This window comes from Arthrospira sp. PCC 8006, from assembly GCF_046480465.1.
GTDB classification, from domain to species: domain Bacteria; phylum Cyanobacteriota; class Cyanobacteriia; order Cyanobacteriales; family Microcoleaceae; genus Limnospira; species Limnospira platensis.
Genome location: NZ_PKGG01000061.1, coordinates 1 through 25,649, shown reverse-complemented (window position 1 = coordinate 25,649; position 25,649 = coordinate 1). Strand labels below are relative to the sequence as shown.

Annotated in this window: 20 protein-coding genes, 1 pseudogene and 1 riboswitch; of the genes and pseudogenes, 12 read left to right on the top strand and 9 right to left on the bottom strand. The window is 46.1% G+C overall.

Features of this window, described 5'->3' with window-relative positions; genetic code table 11:
* Positions 1-375: 375 nt before the first annotated feature.
* Positions 376-1,452: pseudogene (locus B9T16_RS11525) on the bottom strand (recombinase).
* 45 nt (positions 1,453-1,497) lie between these two features.
* The gene (locus B9T16_RS11520) at positions 1,498-1,779 is read right to left on the bottom strand and encodes a hypothetical protein (RefSeq protein WP_081471195.1); all 282 of its coding nucleotides are present in this window, start codon (positions 1,777-1,779) and stop codon (positions 1,498-1,500) included.
* Between the two features lie 224 nt (positions 1,780-2,003).
* Here B9T16_RS11520 and B9T16_RS11515 point away from each other — a divergent pair, with 224 nt between their 5' ends.
* The 4 genes from B9T16_RS11515 (at position 2,004) to B9T16_RS11500 (ending at position 6,302) form a co-directional block, all read left to right on the top strand.
* Positions 2,004-2,147, top strand: coding sequence for a hypothetical protein (locus tag B9T16_RS11515; protein ID WP_200874941.1), 144 nt, complete (start codon positions 2,004-2,006; stop codon positions 2,145-2,147).
* A gap of 373 nt (positions 2,148-2,520) precedes the next feature.
* The gene (locus B9T16_RS11510) at positions 2,521-3,345 is read left to right on the top strand and encodes an SDR family NAD(P)-dependent oxidoreductase (protein WP_006617122.1); all 825 of its coding nucleotides are present in this window, start codon (positions 2,521-2,523) and stop codon (positions 3,343-3,345) included.
* A gap of 199 nt (positions 3,346-3,544) precedes the next feature.
* Positions 3,545-3,937, top strand: coding sequence for a DUF1622 domain-containing protein (locus B9T16_RS11505; protein WP_006617121.1), 393 nt, complete (start codon positions 3,545-3,547; stop codon positions 3,935-3,937).
* Positions 3,938-4,490: 553 nt separating this feature from the next.
* Positions 4,491-6,302, top strand: a complete 1,812-nt coding sequence (locus tag B9T16_RS11500) for an ABC transporter ATP-binding protein (protein WP_006617119.1) — start codon at positions 4,491-4,493, stop codon at positions 6,300-6,302.
* A 56-nt stretch (positions 6,303-6,358) separates the two neighbouring features.
* Here the strand turns inward: B9T16_RS11500 and B9T16_RS11495 are convergent, their stop codons facing one another.
* Positions 6,359-6,841, bottom strand: coding sequence for a pentapeptide repeat-containing protein (locus B9T16_RS11495; RefSeq protein WP_006617118.1), 483 nt, complete (start codon positions 6,839-6,841; stop codon positions 6,359-6,361).
* Between the two features lie 93 nt (positions 6,842-6,934).
* Positions 6,935-7,219: a hypothetical protein gene (locus B9T16_RS11490; RefSeq protein WP_006617117.1), complete on the bottom strand. Its 285-nt coding sequence runs from the start codon at positions 7,217-7,219 to the stop codon at positions 6,935-6,937.
* A 103-nt stretch (positions 7,220-7,322) separates the two neighbouring features.
* Positions 7,323-7,485: riboswitch (cyclic di-AMP (ydaO/yuaA leader) on the bottom strand.
* A 292-nt stretch (positions 7,486-7,777) separates the two neighbouring features.
* Here B9T16_RS11490 and bchD point away from each other — a divergent pair.
* The 4 genes from bchD to cax all read left to right on the top strand — a co-directional run bounded on the left by bchD (position 7,778) and on the right by cax (position 14,268).
* Positions 7,778-9,769: a magnesium chelatase ATPase subunit D gene (gene bchD / locus B9T16_RS11485; protein WP_035735687.1), complete on the top strand. Its 1,992-nt coding sequence runs from the start codon at positions 7,778-7,780 to the stop codon at positions 9,767-9,769.
* Positions 9,770-10,020: 251 nt separating this feature from the next.
* Complete coding sequence (locus B9T16_RS11480; protein ID WP_410244813.1) at positions 10,021-10,983, top strand: Npun_R2479 family HD domain-containing metalloprotein; 963 nt, start codon at positions 10,021-10,023, stop codon at positions 10,981-10,983.
* A complete protein-coding gene (gene ligA / locus B9T16_RS11475; RefSeq protein ID WP_006617051.1) occupies positions 10,980-13,031 on the top strand; it encodes an NAD-dependent DNA ligase LigA in 2,052 nt (683 codons plus the stop codon). The genes B9T16_RS11480 and ligA overlap by 4 nt, the downstream gene beginning before the upstream one ends.
* 121 nt (positions 13,032-13,152) lie before the next feature.
* Positions 13,153-14,268: a calcium/proton exchanger gene (gene cax / locus B9T16_RS11470; protein ID WP_006617050.1), complete on the top strand. Its 1,116-nt coding sequence runs from the start codon at positions 13,153-13,155 to the stop codon at positions 14,266-14,268.
* 366 nt (positions 14,269-14,634) lie between these two features.
* On the opposite strand, the gene B9T16_RS11465 is transcribed toward cax, so the two are convergent.
* On the bottom strand, positions 14,635-15,654 hold the full coding sequence (locus B9T16_RS11465) for an RNA-guided endonuclease InsQ/TnpB family protein (protein ID WP_410244812.1): 1,020 nt from the start codon (positions 15,652-15,654) through the stop codon (positions 14,635-14,637).
* Positions 15,655-15,705: 51 nt separating this feature from the next.
* On the opposite strand from B9T16_RS11465, the gene tnpA reads away from it, so the two are divergent.
* Both tnpA and B9T16_RS11455 read left to right on the top strand, forming a co-directional pair.
* Positions 15,706-16,110, top strand: a complete 405-nt coding sequence (tnpA, locus tag B9T16_RS11460; RefSeq protein WP_062945825.1) for an IS200/IS605 family transposase — start codon at positions 15,706-15,708, stop codon at positions 16,108-16,110.
* 245 nt (positions 16,111-16,355) lie between these two features.
* A complete protein-coding gene (locus B9T16_RS11455; protein ID WP_035735675.1) occupies positions 16,356-18,389 on the top strand; it encodes a serine/threonine-protein kinase in 2,034 nt (677 codons plus the stop codon).
* A gap of 128 nt (positions 18,390-18,517) precedes the next feature.
* Here B9T16_RS11455 and B9T16_RS11450 read toward each other — a convergent pair whose 3' ends face one another.
* The 4 genes from B9T16_RS11450 to B9T16_RS11435 all read right to left on the bottom strand — a co-directional run bounded on the left by B9T16_RS11450 (position 18,518) and on the right by B9T16_RS11435 (position 23,704).
* The gene (locus B9T16_RS11450; RefSeq protein WP_006618864.1) at positions 18,518-20,371 is read right to left on the bottom strand and encodes an iron uptake porin; all 1,854 of its coding nucleotides are present in this window, start codon (positions 20,369-20,371) and stop codon (positions 18,518-18,520) included.
* Positions 20,372-20,475: 104 nt separating this feature from the next.
* Positions 20,476-22,689, bottom strand: a complete 2,214-nt coding sequence (locus B9T16_RS11445) for a PhoX family protein (RefSeq protein ID WP_035736622.1) — start codon at positions 22,687-22,689, stop codon at positions 20,476-20,478.
* A 32-nt stretch (positions 22,690-22,721) separates the two neighbouring features.
* Complete coding sequence (locus tag B9T16_RS11440; protein WP_006618387.1) at positions 22,722-23,462, bottom strand: winged helix-turn-helix domain-containing protein; 741 nt, start codon at positions 23,460-23,462, stop codon at positions 22,722-22,724.
* 80 nt (positions 23,463-23,542) lie between these two features.
* Positions 23,543-23,704: a hypothetical protein gene (locus B9T16_RS11435; protein ID WP_014275935.1), complete on the bottom strand. Its 162-nt coding sequence runs from the start codon at positions 23,702-23,704 to the stop codon at positions 23,543-23,545.
* A gap of 185 nt (positions 23,705-23,889) precedes the next feature.
* Here B9T16_RS11435 and B9T16_RS11430 point away from each other — a divergent pair, with 185 nt between their 5' ends.
* Together B9T16_RS11430 and B9T16_RS11425 are read left to right on the top strand one after the other, a co-directional pair.
* Positions 23,890-24,642, top strand: a complete 753-nt coding sequence (locus tag B9T16_RS11430; protein WP_006618388.1) for a creatininase family protein — start codon at positions 23,890-23,892, stop codon at positions 24,640-24,642.
* A gap of 212 nt (positions 24,643-24,854) precedes the next feature.
* The gene (locus B9T16_RS11425) at positions 24,855-25,622 is read left to right on the top strand and encodes a hypothetical protein (RefSeq protein WP_410244811.1); all 768 of its coding nucleotides are present in this window, start codon (positions 24,855-24,857) and stop codon (positions 25,620-25,622) included.
* Positions 25,623-25,649: the final 27 nt, after the last annotated feature.

Below are 25,649 nucleotides of genomic sequence, written 5' to 3'. Positions count from 1 at the left end.
TATCGGTGTTTGGTTGGGGGGGAGGAATGGATATTTGACAGATTGATTAAGTTGTGCTTATTGATTAACCCGTCAATAATTAAGTTTTGTTGCTGAGGGATATGCGCTAATTGTCCCGTGTGCTAAGACTGAATGGAGTGCATATTGAGTGTGACGATACGACTATCGGGTTAAGTGAATTCCCGCTATCGTAATGCGGATAAGGGTTTCCAGATAATGGGGGCGGTGGGACTTGAAGCCAAATTACAGCCTATAACCCCTATTCTACCGTTACTCTAGTGCACTCAAAAGCGATCGCATTATTAGGAGAGAGTGCAAAATGAAACCCCCTAGGTATTTAGCCTAGAGGGTATTGTGTTGTGGGTTTATTGGGGGTTAATCGTCTAACTGATAGATTAATCTAAGTCCTGCTTTCATCTCTGGTGATTCTGGGTTAATACCATGATTGAGTAGTGTTTATTTTGCCATATCTAGTGGCAATGGTTGCCTTTGATGTCTTGTCAGGATACCTAACTCTGTGGCAAGGTTGCGACGTTTTTTGTACTTGCTGTCATTAACCGTTACCGAGTGACCAAACGAACGCGCCCTGATTTCCTGTGGTATCCCGTTCATCTCCCCTAGTTGGTTTCCAAGATGTCGAAAGGCATAGGCTTGAGTTAGTCCCCAATTATGTCGTGATAACCATTTACGGTGATTATCGTTAAACTTGCTAGGGTCTTTGGATTCTGTGATAGGTAGACAAACGTTATGAATCCCTAAGCGGTTAATCAGAGTCTTGTCTTTTGACATTGGGATAGCTAACCGCCAGCCTGTCTTGGTGCTACCACCAAAGTAAGTAAACTCACCAATAACCAGCACTAACTCAAGGTTGTTAGGGTCAGATACAGCCGGGAAAGTGATACCGTCAACCGTAATGGCTTTGGTTAAGTTTTGACCTGCCGCAACTTCTGACGGTCTCAACCCGTATAGGGTACACATCGCACTAACCCAGCACCAACCATCACGCGCATTATTGTCTGTGACAGAACGATAATCAGTGTTGCGTTCTTTGTCTAGTAAACTTAACAAGGTATCCAAGTCTATACTTTGGGATTCAGCAAATACTGTTTGGGTTGGGTCAATCTTTTCCAGTTTCTCCAATGCTTTTTTGCAGCCAGCACGTTCTGCTACTTGTCTTAATCGATAGTAACGATTTTTGAAGTCTTTGTGACCTACCGGACTACTGCCATCTTGTAACGGGCTATATAACGCTTCTTTTATACCCTCCCAGGTGACGTAACTATCCCAGTCCTTGACTTTATCGAATATATCAAGGAAACAGCGTTTAAATGAATTTTGGTCACTTGATATATCGCGAGAGCGCTTCCGTGTAGTGTTACGATGTACCCCATTAAAGTAATCATTTTCCATGTCTTTGAATACTTGACTATAAGTGATTAAGTCGTTTTCCATGAGAACTTTGGACTCATCAAGGATAGTAGCCTTGTACCAGTCCAGTCATTCAGACACCGACTTAAATTGTCCGTCAAGGGATTTATGAACTAACCAAGCCTTCTCTACAGCCTTGCGGATACCCTCTGAGGTAAACTTACAATTACAGCCTCGCTGTTTACGTCCCCCGGTTTCTGGGTCAGTGGTGATATCTAGTTGGATTGTCCCCCGGTTACGTTTAATCCTGACACCCTTGGGACATTGTTTGCGGGATAGATTAAAAAACTCAAGGATATCCTGAAAACCTTGATATATGCCGCTGTGTGTACTGTTTGTACTTGCACTCATAATTGCACTCTCTCCTAATAATGCGATCGCTTTTGAGTGCACTAGAGTAACGGTAGAATAGGGGTTATAGGCTGTAATTTGGCTTCAAGTCCCACCGCCCCCATTATCTGGAAACCTGCAACCTGTAACGGTTGTGGGTTTTTTGTTTTGGCGCGCCACTTTGGTCTCATAATACCTCGCCCCTGACTCTATGGATTATTGCGGCTTAGTTACTTATCCCGTCAGTGTTTGAAGGCGATCGCTACTTTTTACTCCCATTACTCAGATCCTCTGTTACCATCGGCGATCGCCTGCTGACAATTACTCTAAAACTCCCTACAGTCAAGGTTTTGCCAGATTGTAAAGAAATGTTAAAGCGTTTTTTATAAAAAAATGTTGCACAAACTTGATTTTGTTGCTAAAGTGTGCACGGCGAACAATAGTAAGTAAAAAAGAGAAAGTAAAAAGGAGAACTGTGAGCTATGTTGTACGCTACCGTGACCTGTGATGTATCCTCAGTCAGCAACTGAGTTGAAGCCTCGATTCGTTCATATCATCATCAGCAAACTGAGTATGAGCTATCAATCAGCAAACTTTCCGCTCCAGAAACGAGAGCTAACCCAGAGGGATTTTGTTGTTCTTCACAATTTTAGCGTCCGCCTGGGTTGAACAGAATTTAGTCCAATCAATTGATTTAGCCGCCACTGTAGTGGAGTCCTAGTGTCGTGGCGGTAATTGACCACACACAGACAGGAGATTTTTATGAATATCCAAGGTATTACAGCCCTAATTACAGGGGCTTCCCGTGGTATCGGACGAGCGATCGCCCTAGAGTTAGCCCGCAATGGCGTGGGTCGTCTGTTATTAGTCGCCCGCGATCGCCAAAAATTAGCAGAATTGGCAGCAGAACTCAGCGACATGGAAGTAGAAGTGATCACCCTCGCCCTAGATCTCACACAGCCAACAGAAGTCAATATTGCCCTAGCCCAAGCATGGCGAACTCACGGCCCCATTGATTTATTAGTGAACTGCGCTGGGGTCGCCCATCAAACCCCCTTCTTGAAATCCAAATTACCCCAAGTCCAAGAAGAACTATCCCTCAACCTGATGGGACTTTACACAGTCACCCGTGCGATCGCCCGACGTATGGCCACCCGAAACCAAGGAACCATCGTCAATGTCTCCAGTCTCATGGGCAAAATCGCCGCTCCCACCATGTCTACATACTCAGCCACTAAATTCGCCATCCTAGGCTTTACCGAAGCACTAAGGTCCGAATTAGCCCAACACAATATCCAAGTTATGGCCTTACTTCCCACCCTCACCGATACAGACATGACCCGCCGCCTGCAACTATTTCGCTGGGTCACTCCCATGACCCCCCAACAGGTCGCCCAAGTCTTAATTATCGGAGTGCGGAAAGACTCCCCAGAAATTCTTGTAGGTTGGCAAAGCCACCTAGCCGTTTGGTGTCGTCGCATTGCCCCCTGGGTAATGAACAAAGTCTTAAAAATGGCATCTCCCCTTTCTCGGAATTATCCCCAGTCTCCCACAGCTTGGCGGCGAGTAGGTGCTGCTTCCCGCTAACCTCTCATTCCACAATCGACAATGGATAATTAATAATCTCGTAGGGGCGGGTTCCCCAGTTAATTAGATTTTTCACAAATCATATTACTAAACCCGCCCTATCCCACCAGGTAATTAACCAATCACACATCTCTGACAGTGCCCGCATCTTCTTTGCTAGAATCATTTATTGTTAATTCTCATTTGAGCAATCATCAACATGATTTTAAACGGTCTAGCCACTGAACTTTCAGGCATTGTAGTTTCCTTAAATGGAATTTTAACAGGATTTTGCCAACTGTTGGCATTATTTGTAATTGCCATTGGCGTGACCCGTGCTTTAATCATTTTTATTAAAGATGCTTTATTTCAAGCTCAAGCTACCGACGCATTTCAACGAGGCCGTTTAGTCATGGGTTATTCATTTTCCCTAGCCCTCAGTTTTCTAATTGGGGCAACTATTTTAAAAACCATGATTTCTAGCCGTTGGGATGATATTGCCCGGTTAGCTGCTATTATTGCCGTGCGGACTGTGCTAAATTATCTCTTACTTCAGGCAATTAGTAAGGCAACTCCAGAAGTGCAACAAATTAGCAATCCCGCCGAAACCTAATCAAAAACTACAGAGCATCTCACTACTAAATACTTGTAAATACTTGTCAATTGCTCAGGAAGCCGCCAGGCTGACCTAGAGGGGGTCAGCTATATGCTTCCCCCCTCTAGAGCCTGTCAGTTTTCCATACCTTAAAAAGAGTAGGCTGTCTGTAGTGCCCACCCAATTAGAAGGCCGATACTACCGAGAATGAGAAGTGAAGAAACAATCACAACCGTGGGGCTATCTGCTCCCTTAAACTTCATAATTCCTCGATCTAGGTCTGATGGCATATACACTTACTCCTACTCTAAGTTTTGTTTGAGTCCAACTAAGCAGGTTGGAGATCTTCCCTCTTCACCTACCTAGATTTTACCCAAACAATAATTATACAATATCTAGTGCTTGTTAGCTATAATTTGCCCTTGACAATACCCCCAGCCGATCGCCTACCTAGGGCAGACTGTATCAGCCAGCTAGTCATCCCAGTTTGACCTCTGCCAAATTGTCAGAAATATATTATAATGGTAGCTTTGATATTTTCACTGACATTAAAAACACCATTTTAGCAGTCATGGGTACTTTTCGCGAGATTTGTCAATACTATCGAGATTATCGTTTATTAGCAATTATTAGTATCAGTGCCTCTAGCATTTTTGAACTCATTGATTTGCTAGTCCCCTATGCGATCGGACAGATTTTAAATGTCCTATCTGGTGAAGGCGCAGATGGCTTAATACAGCTAACAGTTACAGCGATCGCCTCCTCAACCGGGCTTCCAGACCAACAGACCACAGCTTTAATCATATTACTAGGTATCATTTTTTTGGTCACCGTTATCAAAGCACCCATTCAGCCTTGGCTAGGCTCATGGTTTCACTGGTTAATTCCCCTAGCCGCACGCCGAGATCAACATCATAATGCCATCCAAAAAATCTTAACTTTACCCCTGGAATTTTACGAAGAAAATAACCCCGGTCGCATTGCGAACCGCATCACCAAAGGCATCACTAACCATACCTGGACTTACCCCGAAATAGCAGGTCAATTAATCCCGAAACTCGTGCGAGTCATCGGTATTTTTATAGTGATTTTTTTCATTCAGTGGCAAATAGCCATATTTTTCTTAGTTTCTTTTGTATTTATTCTGTCCTTTACCCTCATCAAACTTCGACAGATAATTAGATTAGAAACCCGACTAGACAGCCATCAAGAAAACACCGAAAGTCGCAACTCAGAAATCATCACTAACATCAAAACCGTCAAAGCCTTTGCTACCGAAAATCAGGAACTCCAGCGACAAAGCACCCGCCTAAACCGAGAGTTAACTGTCGTTATCCATCGCATTCACCGAGACTATGTAAAACTGGCTACCTATCAAACTACCACCGTGCAATTTTGTTTATTTATGGTCTTAGGTTTTACCTTGTTTGCTACCTTGGGCGGCCAAATGTCTCTGGGGTATTTTGTGGTTACTTATACCCTGGCTAGTATGGCTTATTCCGAACTAACTCCCATTAGCTTATTGGCGGAAGTTTTTGCGCGGCGCTATTCTTCTATGGTGCGTTTTTATGAGTTTATGCAGTTAAAAGATGGACAAGATGCCATCCAATTAAACTCTGATGATAATCAGGTCTCCTATCAATTTAAGGGTCAAGTTGAATTGGAAAATTTAACCTTTGGCTATCTTCCAGAAAAACCAGTTTTGCAGGATATTAACCTGTTGATAGAACCTTGTCAAACTGTAGCGCTGGTGGGTCATTCTGGTTCCGGTAAGTCTACCTTGGTTAAGCTATTATTTCGCTACTTTGAACCTAGTCAGGGTCGCATTTTAATCGATGATAAAAATATCCAAGATTTGAATGTTACCGCCTATCGACGACGTTTAGCTATAGTTCATCAAGATGTTGATATCTTCAATGGAACCTTGTTAAATAACCTCACCTATGGCAACCCTAAAGCTACCCTAGATGAAGTTAACGAAGCCTGTAAAATTGCTCGGGCAGATGAGTTTATTAATCAACTAGAAAAGGGTTATTATACTACCGTGGGAGAACGAGGAATGCGCCTCTCTGGGGGGCAAAAACAGCGGTTAGGTATTGCTAGGGCACTGCTAGTCAATCCTGATATCTTGATTTTTGATGAAGCTACTTCTAGCTTGGATTATGAATCAGAACGTTCCATTCAAATCGCTATGCAAAATATTCTGGGAACTCGCACTACAATTATTGTGGCTCACCGCCTCAGTACCATTCGGGAAGCTGATAAAATTGTGGTACTAGATAATGGTAAAATTATCGAAATAGGTAGTCATGATGAGTTACTCAATAACCGGGGAATTTATCGAAGATTACACGCACTCCAAGAAACTGGGGATGTGATTTAAGTAGAGGCGAGGCGGGCTAATTTTAGCCTGCCTTGTCACAAGGGTTTTAACTACTTTTAACAAGGCCCCTCTGAACCGTCTGGCATAGTCGCGCCGCAAAAGGTCGCCCCCTCTAATCTAGCATTATTTAGGTTGGCATTATTCAAATTAGCCTGATCTAAATTAGCACCTTCCAGAAAGGCGCGATACATATCTGACCAGGATAAGTCACTATTAGAAAGGTTAGCTTGTCTCAGGGTGGTGCTGTGTAACTTGGTATCTCGCAGGTCTGCACCTGCTAAATTCGCCCCAATTAGGTTGGCTGAACTTAGATCCGCACCTCTCAATTTTGCCCCCCGCAGGTCACTATTTTGCAAATTAGCACCTATGAGAGCCGCGCCGTCTAATTCGGCTTCCTGTAGGTTGGCTTCGCTGAGGTTGCACTGCTGACACTGTTTGGTATTTAGCAATTGTTGGATGTCTCGGGGTCGGGCGGCGATCGCCTCAATTCCTAACCCTATTACAGCCATAAGACCGGGAACAACAACTATTAATTTCATCGAAAACCTGATTAATACTAGCCCGACTTTGACATCATACTATATTATATGGGGGCTAAGTCAGCGAAAATCTCTTAGCCCCTTTTATTGATTTCAATAGGCTACAGTCATGTTAACATATTTACTAACTACGGTAATCACCTCCTGATAATTTTTGAATAGACGGTAGGTTGATAGGGTATTATTTACGAACATCGGTAGGGCTGGAGTTGGCATTAATGTGGTGATAAATGTATTCACAATGCACCACACAATCACCAAGGTAATGCAGGCGATCGCTGCAATTGTTACTAGGTCACTACTTTTTAGTCGCAGAAAACCTATGTACGTCGCCTGTCCAGGCAGCGTCATTAAAGACAGGGGTATTTTAGGTGTCATCACTAACCGCTCAGAATCTAGGGTGGGTATAACAAACCAGGTCTATACCAACCTAAGGAAACTGAATTGCCAAGCTATCTAATTGTCTTAGAAAGTGTGCGCCTCAGCCTCCTCTCAATGCCTACGGAGTTAGCTGACGGGCTAGGGCTGAGAGTTGCCCTTCTCTTAATCTCTGTCGGTTGTTGACAGAAACAGCTTGCGAGATTAGCCCCAAAAAATTTGGTTCCTCCGCTCCGACCACATCACCGCGTCTGCACCTGCTCGAAAAGTACATAACGGCAATGTTTTACTTTCGCCGGATTAGGCTGACTGTTTGTTTTCTATATAATCCTATTCTAAATTAAAAAATATCAAATCGTCAAGAAATTGTGAAATTTTTTTTTGACAGGGGAACAACGGACTATATTCTCAGGGGGAAGGGTAGCTATAACCCGGAGGCGATCGCCGATCGCTCTACATTGAGAACACCCTAACAGGGGGATTGTGGGGGAGGATGTCAATTTGGAAAATTTCCCCCTTAGTGCTAGAGTTAACTGTTGACCACTACTGACAAAAACCATGTCTGCGCCCCCTAGCGCCCCAACCGTAACAACATTTCCCCTCGCCGCCGTGGTGGGACAAGAAGCGATTAAATTTGCCCTGCTGCTGGCTGCAGTTGATCCTGGCTTAGGAGGTGTGGTAATTGCTGGACGGCGGGGAACCGCTAAATCAGTGATGGCCAGGGCTCTCCATGCCTTATTACCGCCCCTAGAAGTAGTTAAAAATGCGATCGCCAACATTGCCCCCAACTGGGAAGCCGGAGAACCCACCCCAGAAACCGAAATAATCCCCGCCCCCTTTGTACAAGTTCCCCTAGGGGTAACAGAAGATAGGCTGATAGGTTCAGTAGACGTAGAAAAATCCGTTAAACAGGGCGACACCGTATTTCAACCGGGCTTATTAGCCACAGCCAACCGAGGAGTCCTCTACATTGACGAAATCAACCTCCTCGATGACAATATAGCCAACCTGCTGCTAACAGTTTTAACCGAAGGGCGCAACGTCATTGAAAGGGAAGGCATCAGCTTTGAACATCCCTGCCAACCCCTATTTATAGCGACCTATAACCCCGAAGAAGGTCCCCTGCGAACCCATTTACTCGATCGCATTGCCATAGCCCTATCTGCTGATGGAGTCCTGAGTTTAGATCAACGGGCGCAAGCAGTAGACCAAGCCCTCGATTATTCCCAGTCTCCCGAGGCATTTCTCCAGCAATATACAGAAGACTTAGATAACCTGAAAACCCAAATTCTCCTAGCCAGAGAATGGCTCAAAGATGTCACCATCACCTCAGAGCAAATTCTGTACCTGGTAGAAGAAGCCATCAGAGGCGTAGTTTCTGGACACCGAGCGGAACTATTTGCGGTGCGAGTAGCTAAGGCTTCGGCGGCTTTAGATGGTAGAAATAGCGTTAATGCTGACGACTTGCGGCGGGCGGTAGAATTAGTGATTGTACCCAGGGCCACAGTAATTCAGACCCCCCCAGAAGAACAACAACAACAGCCACCACCCCCACCACCGCCCCAAGGTGAAGAGGAACCCGAACCCGAAGACGAAGACGAAGACGAAGACGAAGAACCCGAAACCGAACCCCCAGAAGAGGAACAAAATAGCATCCCAGAAGAGTTTGTGTTTGACCCAGAAGGGGTGGTGCTAGATCCAACGGTGCTGTATTTTTCCCAAATGGCGAACCGACAGGGTAAAACTGGCAGCCGCAGTATGATTTTTTCAGAGGATCGCGGTCGGTATGTTAAACCAATGTTACCCAAGGGTAAAGTACAACGCATTGCGGTAGATGCTACCCTACGGGCGGCAGCACCCTATCAGCGATCGCGACGGTTACGATATCCTGAACGTCGGGTAGTTGTAGAATCGGGAGATATTAGATCTAAGCGCCTAGCGAGAAAGTCCGGGGCTTTGGTGGTGTTTGTGGTGGATGCTTCCGGGTCCATGGCCCTGAACCGGATGCAGTCGGCCAAAGGGGCGGTAATGCAACTGTTAACTGAGGCTTACCAAAGCCGCGATCAGGTGTCCTTAATTCCTTTCCGAGGGGAACAGGCGGAAGTTTTGTTACCGCCTACTCGGTCAATTGCGGCCGCCAAACGACGCTTAGAAAGGATGCCCTGTGGGGGTGGATCTCCCCTGGCTCACGGACTCACCCAAGCCGTGCGGGTGGGGATGAATGCTAAACAGTCTGGAGATATCGGACAGGTGGTAATTGTGGCAATTACCGACGGCCGAGGTAATATTCCCTTAGCCCGATCGCTCGGTGAACCTATCCTAGAAGGTGAAAAACCCGATATTAAAGGGGAATTGCTGGAAATTGCTGCCAAAATTCGTGGTTTGGGTATTCAATTGTTAGTAATTGATACCGAAAATAAATTTGTCTCGACAGGTTTTGCCAAAGAATTGGCGAAAACCGCAGGAGGTAAGTATTATCATTTACCCAAAGCCACAGATCAGGCGATCGCAGCTATGACCCAAAATGCCATTCGCGATGCGATCGGTTAAAGTATAGATAACCAATAGTTTTTCCATGGAACCTGTTATTTCCCATTCTGGGGAAAACCATCCCCAGCCAGGTTTCGCCTCCCACAAGCGAGTTTTTCCAGGCTCCCAGAAATATTCCGTCAATTGGTAATCTTTCCCCCTGGTCAAAATTTGCCTATAATACCGGAAAACATTTAGTCAAAACCCTAGACTAATATTGTGCTTCCCAATGCTCAGGATTAACCAATCGTGTTTGTGAGTTATTTATGAGTATGTTTAATGCTACTGCAATTCTCATTGATGCCTTCGTCCAACGCCTACAAGCTGGCTACCGCCGTACCTATGGGGGATTTAAACCAGACTACCCCGAAATTATTGCTTGGGCGGGTACAATGGCCTTGGAAAATATCGCCAACTGTGACGCTTTATACCACAATGTCGAACATACTATGCTCGTCACCCTAGTAGGACAGGAAATTCTGCGCGGGAAGCATATTCGAGAGGGAGGAGTCACCCCAGAAGACTGGTTACACTTTACCATTTCTCTCCTATGTCATGATATCGGCTATGTGAAAGGAGTATGTCGGCGAGACCAAGACGCTAATGGTTTATATGCGACAGGAATTGATGATGGCATGGTTTCCATAAGTTTAGGCGCGACCTCCGCCAGTCTCACCGCCTACCATGTCGATCGCGGTAAATTAGTCATAGATGAACGCTTTGGTGGTCATAAACTAATTGATGCCGAACAAATTAAACGCAACATTGAACTAACCCGGTTTCCCGTCCCGGCTGATGAAACTTACCAAGACCGCCATAATTACTCAGGACTGGCGCGCGCGGCTGATTTAATCGGTCAACTCAGTGACCCTCGCTACCTCAGAAAGATTAGTTCCCTATTCTACGAATTTGAAGAAGTCGGTACTAATAAAGTCCTAGGCTACAAAACCCCCGGCGACCTCCGTAATAATTACGCTAAATTCTACTGGAATGGCGTATTTCCCTATATTCCCGCCGCCTTGCGATACCTACAACTGACCCAGGAAGGTAAACAAGTTGTGGCTAACCTATACGCTAACGTTTTCCAGGTAGAAAATGAACGGCGTATCCTCAGCGAAMGCGAGAAATATCTGCCCGACAATTCATCCATTGGTGAAGAAAATGGCTACAAAGGCGACAAAAACGGTAGGTCAGAGCAGCCCAAATTTAGCGAAATGTCTAATTTGAATCTGTGATCGTGAACCACCAAACTCCAACGCCGGAAATTTCCCAAAAACTTGCACAATTGAGGCTAACTGTCCAACGGGCTAGTTATGCCTATTATGTTTTGGATGCTCCTATTATGGAGGATGGGGTTTACGATCGCCTTTATCGGGAACTGCAAGAACTCGAAAACCAATACCCAGAACTAATTTCTCCCGATAGTCCTACCCAGAGAGTCGGAGAAAAACCCGCTGCTCAGTTTCAGTCCGTAACCCATAATATTCCCTTATACAGCCTGGAAAATGCCTTTAATATGGCAGAACTCCAGGCTTGGGATGAAAAATGGCGACGTTTTCTGGGTGACTCACTACCCCAAGATCCTAAATACATTTGTGAACTCAAAATCGATGGTTCAGCGATCGCCCTCACCTATCATAATGGCATATTAGTTAGGGGTGTGACTCGTGGGGATGGAGTCACCGGGGAAGATATCACCCAAAATGTTAAAACTATCCGCTCTATTCCCCTAAAATTACATCTGGATAACCCGCCGCCTGTCGTGGAAGTTCGGGGGGAGGCTTTCTTATCTAACCATATTTTTGTCCAAATTAACCAGGAGCGACAACAGACCGGAGAGCCACTATTTGCTAACCCTCGTAATGCCGCCGCCGGAACCCTGCGACAACTTGACCCCCGCATTGTCGCTGACCGACGCTTGGATTTTTTCGCCTATACCCTACACCTAGACTCCCCAAATTTACATGATCATTGGGATTGTCTGGAGTTCCTACAAAAAATGGGCTTTAAAGTCAATCCTAATCGCCAACTGTGTCAATCTTTGCTGGAAGTTCAGCAGTATTTTGATGCTTGGGATACTCAGCGCCAACAATTACCCTATATGACTGATGGGGTGGTGGTTAAGCTAAATTCCCTCAGTCTCCAAAAACAGTTGGGAGAAACCAGAAAATTTCCCCGCTGGGCGATCGCTCTTAAATATCCGGCCGAAGAATTGCCCACTAAGATTATATCAGTCACTTTCCAGGTGGGACGTACCGGAGCCTTGACTCCGGTGGCTGAACTTGAACCCATACAGTTAGCCGGAACAACTGTTAAACGCGCTACACTTCATAATCAAGATCGCCTTACTGAATTAGACCTACATATTGGCGATACGGTAATTGTCCGCAAGGCTGGGGAAATTATCCCGGAAGTGGTGCGAGTATTGCCAGATTTGCGACCAACTGGCGCTAAACTGGTGACTATGCCAACTCATTGTCCTGAGTGCGGCGAAACTGTGATCAAAACACCAGCCGAAGCAGTCACCCGCTGTATTAATTCTTCTTGTCCGGCTATTGTGCGGGGTTCTATTATTCACTGGTGTCAAAGACCAGCTTTGGATATTAATGGTATTGGGGAGAAACTGGTTCACCAGTTGGTTGATGCTCAGTTGGTGCGATCGGTCGCTGACCTTTATGATCTGAATATGGATCAGTTGCTTGAGTTAGACCGCATGGGTGAAAAGTCCGCCCAGAAAATTCTGGCGGCGATCGCTACTTCTAAACAACAACCCTGGCATCGAGTATTATATGGTCTAGGTATTCGTCATGTCGGAAAAGCTAATGCTGACTTACTCGCTCAAAACTTCCCTAGTTGTCAGAGTTTGGCGGCGGCTTCTTCCGCACAAATTGAAGGCGTTTATGGTATCGGCGCGGAAATTGCTACCTCTGTTTATCAGTGGTTCCAAAATCCTGCTAATATCAGTTTATGCGATCGGCTTCAACAAGCCGGTCTACAGCTTACCAGTGTGCCGTCAACTGCACCCAAATCTACTCCCCAAGCGCAACCTTTCGCCGGTAAAACCTTTGTACTTACCGGAACATTACCGACTCTCAGCCGAGATCAAGCTAAATCTATGATTGAGAATGCCGGGGGTAAAGTCACTAATTCCGTTACCAAAAAAGTCGATTATTTACTACTAGGAGAAAAGCCAGGCTCGAAACTAAAAAAAGCCCAAGATTTGGCTATAGCCAATTTATCAGAATCAGATTTTTTGGCAATGATAAAATCTGCTAATTTTTAATTATAATTAAACCCCAAAGCAATCCACAGATAAGCCTTTGGCTTGATGAGCCAATATAATCTACCTGGTTAATTTGGGGTTATATAAACTAGATGTCCGGCATTTTTCACCCTCTTTATCTATGCTAAAAACCAATCAGATTATTTCCCTGCTGCTCATCTTTATTCCCATTTCCATAGTGGGGGAATATTTGCACTGGGGAGCCACTATAATCTTTATAACCGCCGCCCTAGCCATTATTCCCCTAGCTGCTTGGATGGGTACAGCTACCGAAGAGATAGCAGTAGTTCTCGGCCCTAATTTAGGAGGGTTAATGAATGCTACATTTGGCAATGCTACTGAATTAATTATCGGTTTTGTGGCTCTCAAAGCCGGATTAGTAGAGGTGGTCAAAGCCAGTATTACCGGGTCAATTATTGGTAACTTATTACTGGTGATGGGTTTAGCCATGTTTCTGGGAGGATTAAAGTTCAAAGAACAAGAATTTCCCCCAGTCGTGGCTCGTCTGAATGCCTCAGCCATGACCTTAGCAGTAATTGCTATATTAGTTCCCACCGCCGTAGATGTCACATCCATCGGCATAGAAGAAAGCACCATGCAAACTCTGTCCGGTGCGGTGGCGCTAGTGTTGATTATAGTTTATATTCTCACCCTACTATTTGCCATGAAAACCCACTCCTATTTATATGATGTGGGATTGGCAGAAAACGAACTTGAGGGAGCATCAGGGGAAGAAATATCAGGGGAATCTCACCATAAAATCAATCTAAAATTATGGATTGTGGTGCTTTTAGTGGCTACAATTATGGTGGCGGTTGAGTCGGAGCTGTTGGTAGGTACTCTGGAAGAGGCTACCGAGAGTCTGGGTTTGACCCCCCTATTTACCGGGGTGATCCTAGTTCCAATTATTGGAAATGCAGCCGAACACGCCACTGCTGTGACTGTTGCTATGAAGAATAAAATGGCTCTGTCGGTGTCGGTGGCTGTCGGTTCGAGTTTACAGATTGCTTTATTTGTAGCACCAGTGTTGGTTCTGGCGGGGTTGGTCTTGAATCAGCCCATGGATTTGGACTTTAACCCGTTTGAATTGATAGCTGTGGCTGTATCGGTGGCGATCGCTAATTCCGTAAGTTCTGACGGCCGTTCAGACTGGCTAGAAGGGGTTTTGCTCCTGGCTGCGTATATGGTTTTAGGAATAGCCTTTTTCTTCCATCCCATTATGGAAACATCAATGTAACCCGGTTTCTACGTTGACTCCCAACCAGCAAGCCACATTATTGGTAGCTTGTTATTGACTACTCCCCGCGCTAAAGCGACGGGGATTCCCCGGAGGGATTACAGCACTTCTGAGCTAGGATTGACCCACCCGGTAGATCCCAAATTCTCAGACGCTTAGGCGAAGTCAAAACGCCTCTTGTGGGGGTGCATTGCATCCCCGTTACTTTTGCCTTGCGGCCAATGTTCCACGCCCCGTTAGCGTCAGCGTTGACTTCAACGCCAGCACCACAGCGATAAGTTCCGCGCCGAATGCGTTGTCCTGAAGCCTTCCAACCCTCGGGTTTTTCACCGTAGACGGGGATGGCATCAAGGTCTAGCGCTGACGCTAACGGGGCGTATAACTTTCCTCGTGCTCAATGAACAAAATACCGTGAGCCTCACAAAGCTGAGCAATTCTGCTCTTCAGCTTAGCTGTCGGGATCTGCACGAACTTTTGGTTGGCCTTGTGACCCATATTGGCCCCACTTTTCTGCCCCTGATTCCAGCCTAAGACAATGGTAGCAATGCCATGCTTCAGGCAATGATTGATGACTAACCTAGCGGCTTTGTTGACGGCATCGCGCATCTGGCGATTACGCTTGCCAGTGAGTTTGTCTAGTAGCCTGCACCAGAAGGCTTGTGCTTTCCCCTCCTTAATCGTGGCAACCCGCTTGTTGTAGCCCTGGTTGAGCGCCTTCAGGTGCTTACCATCGACGATAAAGCTATGACCCTCGCTATCAACGCAGGTCAGCCAGTTGTTGATGCCATGGTCAATGGCCAGCGATTTTTCAGTGTCTAAGGCGACTGGCTCAACAGGCTTACCAGTACAAATCCAAACCGCATCAAAATAGCCAGCCCTTGGCACAATCTGAAGCTCTCTAACCTTAGTCCAGTCTAGGTTACTCGGGAAGGGCAGAAAAATCTCAGGCAGGTCAAACCAAACTTTACAAGACCTGCCCATCGGCACCCCGACTTGACCATTGACTAGCTTGAGCCACCGCTGAGGGTAGCTGAGCTCGAACAAGCCGCCAGAGCGGCGATAGTTGGGTGGCTTGGGTTTCTCAGCCAATCCGCCGCTACGCCACAGCTTGAGCAGTTCTCGGTAGCCATTAAAGGCTTCACCCACACTGATGCAGGTCTGCTGAGCAGCACTGGTATAGAGTGCCTTCATGTGAGCGTTGTGCTTCATCTGACTGGAGAGCCATTGTCCATTGGAGAACTTTCCCGCTTTGAAATACAACTGTCTAGCCAGATAGACTGTGCAGTTGTAGAGGTTATTGGAAGCGGTGCAAAGAAACTCCAACGCCGCCCTTAAGGGAGGGTCGTTGGGAAGTTGGTTTACTTGTGCTACAAAGGTTTTAGCCATAAAATCATCATACTATATTTGATTTTGTAGACAGATAGGCAGTCTTCGACAATGAGGAATAAGTCTATCAACTATCGCCACGGCAACCACTCGGTAGGGCTTGCCCATGTTCACTTGGTCTGGATTCCAAAGCGGCGGAAGAAGGTTTTGGTTAGCAACGTTAAGCTTAGACTTGCCGCAATACTCAACGAGGTAGCCCGGGAAAATGAGTGGCGGCTCAAAGCATTGGAGATAGCCCCTGACCACGTTCACGTCTTGGTAGAGCATGGGTCGCAGGTCGCCATTCATCAGATAGTCAAGGCCATGAAGGGGCGTTCTTCCAGGCTGCTCAGGCAGGAGTTCCCCCACCTGTGCAAGCTGCCCTCTCTGTGGACTAGAGCGTATTTCTATGATACGACAGGAAAAGTGAGTACAGCTAGAATCATGGCCTACATCAACGACCCTCACCATACCTGACGGCGGCTAAAGCCGCCGAGTCGCTTTTCTGCCCCACTCTAAAGAGACGGGGCTACCAAGCTTCCGAGTTTTTATCGTGTCGGCCGAACCAAAATGTTATACTGGGTTGCAGCGCTATGGGCTAATATTATCAAAAATAACAGCAGTCCTTATAGGATAGATTTTGACGGTAGGTGGCTAAAGCCGAGCTGGGCTTTTCCTCCCTGCTTTGAACAGGCAGGGCTTGCAAGTTTTAAGGTGTTTCCGTGAGTTATTGCCTCAATCCCAAATGCCCTAAACCTGATGATGAGTCGAATGCCAAACGACGCATTTGCGCTCAGTGTGGCTCTGATCTGTTTATACAGAGTCGTTATCGTGTTCTCAAAAAGATGGGTGGGGGAGGATTTGGTCAGACTTTTGAGATTCTCGACCAAAAAGATAAGACTCGCAAAGTTTTAAAAGTTCTCCTCAAAGAACATCCCAAGGCGATCGCTCTGTTTAAACAAGAGGCGAAAGTTTTGAGCGAACTTAGTCATCCTGGCATCCCTAAAGTAGATAAAGATGGCTACTTTACCTTTATGCCGAAAGATGAGTCGCCGCTGCATTGTTTAGTCATGGAGAAAATCGAAGGGTTAGACCTTCAGGAGTGGATGAAGGAGCGCAAAAAAGAACCGATTAGCCCAGAATTAGCCATGGATTGGCTAAAACAACTGGTGGAAATTCTCGATCGCGTCCACAGCTTACAGTATTTTCACCGAGATATTAAACCTCAAAACATCATGCGAAAGCCTGATGGCCAACTGGTGTTAATTGATTTTGGCACAGCGCGGGAAGTGACCGAGACAATTATGGGGTTTAGTTCAGATGGCCCCGGCGAACAGGATAATGATAAGAAACGCGCCACAGGAATTGTCTCTCCTGGTTATACGCCGCCAGAACAAACGAACGGGAAAGCAGTACCTCAGTCGGACTTTTTTGCCCTGGGTCGGACTTTTGTTTATCTGTTGACGGGAAAACCCCCCACGGCTTACCCAGAAAATCCTCGCACTGGGAAACTTTTGTGGCGTAAGGGTGCGCCAAATATCCCGAAACAATTGGCGGATGTTCTTGATTATCTGATGGCACCATTTCCGGGAAATCGCCCCCAGAACCCTGGGGTAGTTCTCCAGTGTTTAGCTGAAGTGGAACTTAATCCGCCACCCCGCGATAGTGATGAAAGAGAAGATCCCAAATCAGATACCAAAGGTAAAAAGAAAGAACAGCTGAAGGCGAAAATCCGCCTCAGTGAACTGAAAATTAAGATTCCCTTCAAGGCTATTGGTATTCTGAGTGTGATTGTGACCATGGGGGGGTTGATTTATACCCAGGTAGACGGTTATCGGCGCTATGGCTTAATTCCGGCTAACCCTCTGTTGGTGATTAGAGGGTGGCCTAATCGTATGTGGCTACTGGGGCATAAGGAGGCTTTAGGGCACGTTTATGCTTTGGCGATCGCCCCTGACGGTGAAACTCTGGTTGCGGGAACTTTTGGCACAATTCGACGCTGGGGTATCCATTCTGGAGAGGTTGTTAATCCCGAAAGCGTCCATTCGAGTTGGGTAAGGGCGCTAGCATTCTCCCCCAATGGAGAGATTATGGTCAGTGGTAGTAATGATAAAACTATCCGTATGTGGTGGGGATCGCGTCAACGTACTATTGAAGGACATACAGGAAGTGTCCATGCTTTGGTTTTTAGTCCCAACGGTCAAATTTTAGCTAGTGGTAGCGAAGACAGGACTATTATTCTGTGGGATACCAATGGTCGGCGATTATCAACTATTCTCGCCCATGACCTCCCGGTTAATGCTTTGGCTTTCAATCCCCAGGGTAATGTTCTCGCTAGTGCTAGTGCAGATGCCAGTATCAGATTATGGAATGTCAGTGGTAGTAGTCGCCGACTGACAATTACTGGCCATGGAGATAGTATTAATGCGATCGCCTATAGCCCCGACGGTGAAACCATCGCCAGCGCTAGTGATGATGGAACCGTGCGCTTGTGGAATGCGAATACAGGGGCACAACTGCGGGTTTTTGAGGGACACAGAGGCCCGGTGAAATCCCTAGTGATTACCCCAGATGGCCAAACTTTAATTGCTGGAGGCGATCACATTGTTTTATGGAATCTCAACACCGGGGAAATAATCACTACCCTTTGGGGTCACGGAGACCTGATCACAGCCCTAGCCCTCACCCCAGATGGCAAAATCCTCACCAGTGGTAGTGAGGATAAAACCATTAAAATCTGGCAACTAAAGCTGTAGACCCAGAGGGGAGGAAAAGCAGTTATATGGGGGGGTGTAGGGTAGCTTGCACCGTGTTGGGAAACTAATCGCCTAAACCCGCCCCTACTCTTCCCCCCTGGAAACTCTGAGCTTTAAGGCCCCTATTTTTAGAAGCGGAAAGTAGTCCGCAGGGTTCCTACCACAATATTAGCATTGCGGGCATTGTGATCAGGATTGGTCAAAACATAGAAGCCAGGAGTGATGGAAATGTAGTCGTTGAAAGCATAGCGATAGAAGGCTTCAATATGGAAGGAAGTATCGCGATCTTCCAAAGCGGTGGTGTCGTGGGAGGTAACTTTCGGAGGCATTCCGATCACAATACCACCCAAATCTCCTTCACTGAAAGCATCTGGGAAGCCCATAGTCACAGCCCAGTTAAGAACTGTGGCGCTGTCACTGCCATTTCTTTGTTGACTAGCCCAGGTAGCGCCAAACCAGCCACCCAACTCGAACTTCTCAACTACCCGCCAGTTAAACTGGAAGCCGAGGTTATCGCTGGTGCTGGCGTTATCACCAAAGGGGCGATCGGCGATCCAGCTTCCGGTCCCACCGGCCATATTGACATCGCCGTTGGTGAAATATTTACGGGCGTACTCTACCGCAAAACCCAGGCGCTCTGTGGGTTGATATACCAACTGAGCCGACCCAGTATTGCTACCATTGAATAAGCCATTACCAGCAGTAGCATCGGAGGCGTTACCTGCCAAATAACCCAGATTCAGTTTGAACTGACGATCATTACCAAAGGCGAACTTAGCCGCCGCCCCTGCACCTTCTGGGCCCCGGAAAATGGCAGGGTTACGCTGACCAAACCGAGAAATTGAGGCATTAGAACCGCTGTTAAAGGGGGTGATCACATCCATTACGTCATCTAAATCAAGGCTGTTAGCACCGATAAAGATGTGCGCCCGACGATTGAAGGCGGGGAAACGGTAGTACAAATCATCCAGCTCTATCCCATTGGAATTGCCATCAATAGCAGTCCGAGACATTAAGCTATTGGTCAGGTCAAAATTGCTGAGGTTGGGGATATCTCTCGCTTGCAGACGGGTTCTCAATAGGTCTTCGCCGGTGAAGCTGGTATCAAAGTTCAGACGAACCCGGTAGCCGAGATAGGTTTCGGTGGGGTCATCACTGGCTCGGCTAAAGGGACCTCCAGCCACGTTATGTCTAGCGCGATCGCCGAAGCTATCCCCAGGCCAGAATACTACTTCCCCGTGCAGTTTGGTAGTGGTGGAGAACTGATTAGCCTCCAACTCAGCCGTCCGTGCTTCCAAAGCGTACACACGGCCGCGCAAAGTTGCCAATTCCGCCGCGAACTCTTCCTGTAGCCGTTGCAGAACCGCCAAATCCTCGCGAGTTACCAAATTAGCCACAGAAGCAGCAATCAATTCGTTAACCCGTTCCAAACAGGCATTTAAACCAGCCGCAAACTCAAAACGAGTCATCGCCCGGTTACCTCTAAAGGTTCCGTCTGGATAACCTGCAATACAGCCATAACGTTCTACCAAAGACTGAAGGGCTTGGAATGCCCAATCTGTAGGTTGAACGTCAGACAGTTGAGATACAGAAGTCACCTGCTCCATAGAGTCAGCAACTTCACTGTATAGATTGATTTGTTCTAGGTCGGCAATTCTGAGTTCCTGTTCCATCTCAGGTTGTACCTGAGCCACCTGTTGGGTTTCTGCAGAGGACTCAAAACCTAAATCGATTACATCCTGAGACAGAGGAGCCGTGTTCTCGACCTCTGGCGTAACTGCCATGGTTAAGGTGAAATCTGCATCCGGGCTCAATTGATTAACTCCTTCGGCTGCATCTGAAGCTAGGGATGCCACTTCGGAAGTAGTAACCAGCTTGGCTGAAGGGCTTTCTGTTGCTAATGCAGCACTTGTGCTTAACAGAAGAGCAGCACCCAGAACGCCTGGACTCTGCTTGAGAGTGTTCCATAGAATTTTGTTCATCATCTCAAATCTCACACCGACTTAAAAAGACCTAAGCGAGGATGTCCCCAGCTCGAATGAACCAATAGTATCACATCCTAACAGTAGGTGATTACGATTTCACATTAAACGATCGCACCCAAATTTTGTCTACGGATTGCCACAATCGAGGGCTTGGGGGGGTCTGTGGGGTTTTTGCCTGGCCAGTTAGAGCCGATGGGAACCCCACGGGTTTGGATAAACTCCTGACCATCCAGACCAGTCATGGCAAACTCACGAACTTGGGATGCCATATTTCGGCGCTTACCATTATACTCTCCCGGATGTTGTACTGCCACAAAGAGAGTTTGCTGATCGGGGCTAAAAAATGGTCCGCATAATTCACATTCCATCGGTCCGATCGCAAACAGATAAGCTTGACCCGCATCTGGTTCGGAAGTTGGCAAACACCACAGGGAGTTATTACCATATAGACCGATTAGATCTCTCGATGCTAAAGGATCTCCGGCTTGATTTACCCGACCTGGGGGGACGGGTTTGTTTTGAGAGCCAGTGCTAATATCTGTGACCATCCACAAATTACCTTGGCTATCAAACTCCAAATTATCTGGATTGGAAAATCCTAACCCACCTTCGGAAATTTCGCCACCTGCTGCCCACATTTCCCACCGAAATCTGAGCGCCTCCGGATCTCCATGATTTTCAATCAGGCGGACTATCCATCCTGGTTCATGGGGAATAACTCCCCCTGGACCTTGAAAAATCCGCCCATCTGGTCCCTCACCACCCGGATCGCCACCTCCAGAGGTGAATGCTATATATAAGGAACCATCAGGAGCAATCATAGTATCTTCAGGACGGGCGCAACAAGTGGCTCCGGCGGCACTGGCTGCTAAATGAGCATCAATTAGAATCGCACCCTGTTTGGTTGGTGGGTCTCCTGAATACAAATCCCCCAAGGTTTTGTACTGTTTCTTAAAGGTTTCCACCTCTTCATCTGTGGTAGCCACAAAACTGCCCCCTTCTGGGCGCAATGGTAAGGCTAAGGCTCCCCCTATATGAACACTGGCTGGGTCGGGGTTAACGGCTGTATTAGGGGCCATAGGAATCCATTTTCCGCTGCCATCTGGGTAGAATTTGGCGGCGTATAGCATTCCGCTGGTCAAGAGGCGAGAATTTTGGCGATCGCTTGGGTCAATTACCGGGTCACTACTGACAAATTTATATAAGTGTCCGCTACGGCGATCGCATCCCGAATAAAAAGCTAGAGGTTTTCCGGCTTTTACCCTGACACCAACGGCTTCATGGCGATAACGACCCAGCCAAGTATGTTTAGTGCCATAATCTTCTGGGTCGGCTGGATTTACTTCTACAATCCAACCATATTTGTTCCCGGCTAGTCCTAAGACGTTACCGAGACCCCTAGTGGTGGAAAAGGGAGTATCCGAAGGGGAGAAAGATGTACCATCGGGATGTACCGACTCGGTGACATAACTCTGGAAGTTTTCCTCAGCACTTAATACTGTTCCCCAAGGGGTTGTTCCCCCGGCACAGTTGGCGAAAGTGCCAATGATTTTATCTCCGAGGCGATCGTTATAACCCCTTCCCCCCTGGCGAAAAACTCCCACCGCTGGACCTGTAGCCTTGAGATACCGTCCATCAGTCCAACCGGAAATTCCAGTAATGCGGCGATCGACAGATGAGTAAGTCCGTACCCATTTACCCTCACTATCTCGACCTAGGGAAATTACCCCCATTCCCATGTCGATTAACCCTTCTTTAGAAATCTCCAGAATTGCTTGTCTGAGAGGGTCTTGTGCGGGCAAAGAAAAAGCATCAATACTCTGGCTTTGGGCAGCTTCAAAAGCCTGTTTAACTACCGCCATTGGTAGCGATCGCCCTATCACCTCCTCGTAAGTTTCCAACCATGGTTTCGCGCTAACGTACTCAAAGTTAACAGTTAAAAAACCCTGATTTTTATCAGTCTGTATAAATGACAAATAATCATTGTTATACCCACAACGAGAATCACCCACCGCCTCCCCCCAAGTGGCGATGACATCATAGGTGAACCCTTCCGGAAGTACCAAATCATCAATTATCTCGTACTGACTATATTTTCCTGATATAGCTTGATGATCGGCAACGGTTATCGTCTCGTAGGTGGGCAAAGGCATAGGACCTATGACCGGTTTAAAACTTGGGGAAAATGACGATATTTCCGTAGTTGATGAACTCAGCACATTACCCGGACCTGATAGCTGACAGCCCTTGAGAGCCACCGCCCCCATACCCGCACTAATAAACAGCAAAAAATCTCGACGCTTATAAGAAGCCATAAATCTGCCTATTTATAAAACCTTTGATAATTTTACCCAAACCGATACCCAAATCCTCTGACTGTAATGATATATTCTGGTTTACTCGGTTCAACTTCTAACTTTTCTCGTAACCAGCGAATATGAACATCCACAGTTTTACTATCCCCTACAAAATCTGTACCCCAAATTACATCTAAAAGTTGTTCACGAGACCAAACCCGACGGGGATAACTCAAAAATAATTCTAGCAAACGAAACTGTTTGGGTGAGAGTTGAACTTCCTCACCCCGAATTATCACCCGACATTCTTCTTGATATAGGATGATATCTTTATATTGAAGCATCACAGGTCCTGGAAATTTCCCTATTCTTTGGCGACGGATTAACGCACGACACCGAGCTATAAACTCACGGATACTGAAGGGTTTGGTCAGGTAATCATCCGCCCCGGCTTCTAAATAAAATGCACAATTGTTGGCGTTTTCTTTGTTACCAATAATTAAAATTGGCACAGATTGACCATGATGCCGTAACATACGACACAGATCTAAACCATTGGTTGCATCCAAAATGAGAAGGTTAAAGGGAAACTCTGCGGTAATTGCTCCTGTATTGGAAATCGAAGGCAGGGCATCCCGGCTGTCTTGGGCAATCACGATTTTATAGCCTTGTTCTTCCAGAGCAATGGATAATATATCCCGCCACGGCTCCTCATTTTCCAGCAGCAAGATATGTCCAGTATCTATGACATCTGAGCGGTAAGACTTCTTACTCAAATCTGGGGAAAACATAAGTATTTATTCCTGGATGGATGATGGTGTTTGTCAAAACTTAGAGAATTCAACCCCAAGTGGGTTAGTTATGAGGAAAATTAATCTATCACCATCCATCCGACAAAGGTATGTTCTCCATTATTTATGAGTTCGAGGAGTTGTGAGTGTCTGACAATGACAAACATTTGATCGGGATTGACCCGACCCGCAAGCACCTCAGTTGTCTCTGACTCTGGCTTAATGGCCAGGTTGTTCAACATTAGTTTCCACCCCCAATCTGCCCGGTGTTGTTAAATGTTCGTGGATCATTAGTGGAGCTACCTTCCATCGTATTTGAGATGGGTTAACTTTAGGTAAAGGAAAAGTAATGTTTTGGTTAAGCTATGGGATTAGATTAAAATATTGTTGTGAATGTCTAATAAGTTGATAAAAATATACAAATATAATGTTGTTACACCTAAGCACATGGCCGGAAGTGGAGGCTTACCTCCAGAAGTCTACAGGGATTATCCTACCGATTGGATCAACGGAACAACACGGACCGACAGGGTTAATTGGCACTGATGCCATTTGTGCGGAAGCGATCGCTAAGGGAGTAGGAGAGGCTACCCAAGCCTTAGTGGGTCCTACCTTAAATGTGGGTATGGCGCTCCACCATACTGCTTTTCCAGGATCCATCAGCTTACAACCTAGTACCTTGATTAGGGTAATCAAGGATTATATCACATTCTTGGCTAAAAGTGGGTTTACGACATTTTTCTTTATTAACGGTCATGGGGGCAATATTGCGACTCTCAAAGCTGCCTTTTCCGAAACCTATGCCCACCTAACTGATCTTAACTTAGCAAATAGCGATCGCATTCGTTGCCGGGTTGGTAACTGGTTTATGTGTCCATCAGTCTATAGACTAGCTAAAGAACTTTATGGGGATAGTGAAGGTTCCCACGCTACCCCCAGCGAGGTAGCAGTTACCCAGTACCTCTACCCAGAGTCCATTAAAAAAGCACCCCTCAACCCTAATGTTGCTAAAGGTCATCCTATCTATGGTGCGGCTAACTTTCGCCATAACTATCCCGACGGTCGCATGGGTTCAGACCCTAGTCTAGCTACCCCGGAGCATGGTCAGAAACTCTATGAGTTAGCGGTAAAGGAACTTAGCCAGTCTTATCTGGAATTTCTCAATCAAAGTGTTTTTTGATATTAGCTGCTCGGAAAATTAGTAGTTTAAAGATGATCTATCAAGGCTGGGGGTTCATCAACGCTACAATATTCAAGGTACATATTAGGTACATATTAGGTACAGATTAGGTACAGATTAAAGGTAGTATCGGCATACTCTCAAGTTTTGTCATCTAGTTTGATCCGTTGGTTTCGGAGAAGAGAACAGTGCCACAGTTATTAGATCATTTTTTGGCATCCAATTTCTATATACCCCACGGTCATTGTTATCTGTGGCAACCTTCCTTGGTTGCACTTCATGTCATTAGTAACGGGTTAATTGTGTTCGCCTATTTTTCAATTCCGGCGATGCTAATTTACTTCTTCCGTCAACGCCAAGACCTGCCATTTTTAAATATTTTTAAGCTATTTGGTGCTTTTATTATTCTCTGTGGTATTGGTCATGGTTTCGATATTTGGACTCTGTGGTTTCCTAATTATTGGTTGTCGGGATTTGAAGGAGCAATCACGGCGGCAATTTCCGTATATACAGCCATAGTATTACTGGAGATATTACCCTATTTTTTGTCATTAAAAACCCCCGAAAAATTAGAAGCAGTTAATCAGGAACTGCACAAGCAAATTCAAGAACGGCAAAAAACCGAAGAAATTTTGCGGGCAATTGTCATGGGGACGGCATCAGTAACTGGGGCGGATTTTTTCCCGGCTTTAGTGCAGAACCTGGCTAGATGTTTAGATATTCCCTATGTATTTGTTACCGAAGTTGTCAGCGATGAGCAACCGCTAAAATTACGAACTCTGGCTTTTTGGTCTCAAGATGATTTCGCCGAAAATCATGAATATGAATTAGAATATAGCCCTTGTGCGGTAGTTTTAGAGACTCAAAAAGTTTGTTTATATGCAGACAATTTACAACAAATTTTTCCAGAAAATCAATATTTTAAACAACTGAAGTGCGAGACGTTTAGGAATCAAATAAGGCTGAAATGCCTGAAATAACTTCCTAGTGGGACTTTCACCCCTTGG

What these genes read in the sequence shown, in the direction of transcription:
- B9T16_RS11520 (WP_081471195.1), bottom strand. Translation starts at nt 1,779, where the DNA reads ATGAGTGCAAGTACAAACAGTACACACAGCGGCATATATCAAGGTTTT.
- B9T16_RS11510 (WP_006617122.1), top strand. Translation starts at nt 2,521, where the DNA reads ATGAATATCCAAGGTATTACAGCCCTAATTACAGGGGCTTCCCGTGGT.
- B9T16_RS11505 (WP_006617121.1), top strand. Translation starts at nt 3,545, where the DNA reads ATGATTTTAAACGGTCTAGCCACTGAACTTTCAGGCATTGTAGTTTCC.
- B9T16_RS11500 (WP_006617119.1), top strand. Translation starts at nt 4,491, where the DNA reads ATGGGTACTTTTCGCGAGATTTGTCAATACTATCGAGATTATCGTTTA.
- B9T16_RS11495 (WP_006617118.1), bottom strand. Translation starts at nt 6,841, where the DNA reads ATGAAATTAATAGTTGTTGTTCCCGGTCTTATGGCTGTAATAGGGTTA.
- B9T16_RS11490 (WP_006617117.1), bottom strand. Translation starts at nt 7,219, where the DNA reads ATGACACCTAAAATACCCCTGTCTTTAATGACGCTGCCTGGACAGGCG.
- bchD (WP_035735687.1), top strand. Translation starts at nt 7,778, where the DNA reads ATGTCTGCGCCCCCTAGCGCCCCAACCGTAACAACATTTCCCCTCGCC.
- cax (WP_006617050.1), top strand. Translation starts at nt 13,153, where the DNA reads ATGCTAAAAACCAATCAGATTATTTCCCTGCTGCTCATCTTTATTCCC.
- B9T16_RS11465 (WP_410244812.1), bottom strand. Translation starts at nt 15,654, where the DNA reads ATGGCTAAAACCTTTGTAGCACAAGTAAACCAACTTCCCAACGACCCT.
- tnpA (WP_062945825.1), top strand. Translation starts at nt 15,706, where the DNA reads ATGAGGAATAAGTCTATCAACTATCGCCACGGCAACCACTCGGTAGGG.
- B9T16_RS11450 (WP_006618864.1), bottom strand. Translation starts at nt 20,371, where the DNA reads ATGAACAAAATTCTATGGAACACTCTCAAGCAGAGTCCAGGCGTTCTG.
- B9T16_RS11445 (WP_035736622.1), bottom strand. Translation starts at nt 22,689, where the DNA reads ATGGCTTCTTATAAGCGTCGAGATTTTTTGCTGTTTATTAGTGCGGGT.
- B9T16_RS11440 (WP_006618387.1), bottom strand. Translation starts at nt 23,462, where the DNA reads ATGTTTTCCCCAGATTTGAGTAAGAAGTCTTACCGCTCAGATGTCATA.
- B9T16_RS11435 (WP_014275935.1), bottom strand. Translation starts at nt 23,704, where the DNA reads ATGTTGAACAACCTGGCCATTAAGCCAGAGTCAGAGACAACTGAGGTG.
- B9T16_RS11430 (WP_006618388.1), top strand. Translation starts at nt 23,890, where the DNA reads ATGTTGTTACACCTAAGCACATGGCCGGAAGTGGAGGCTTACCTCCAG.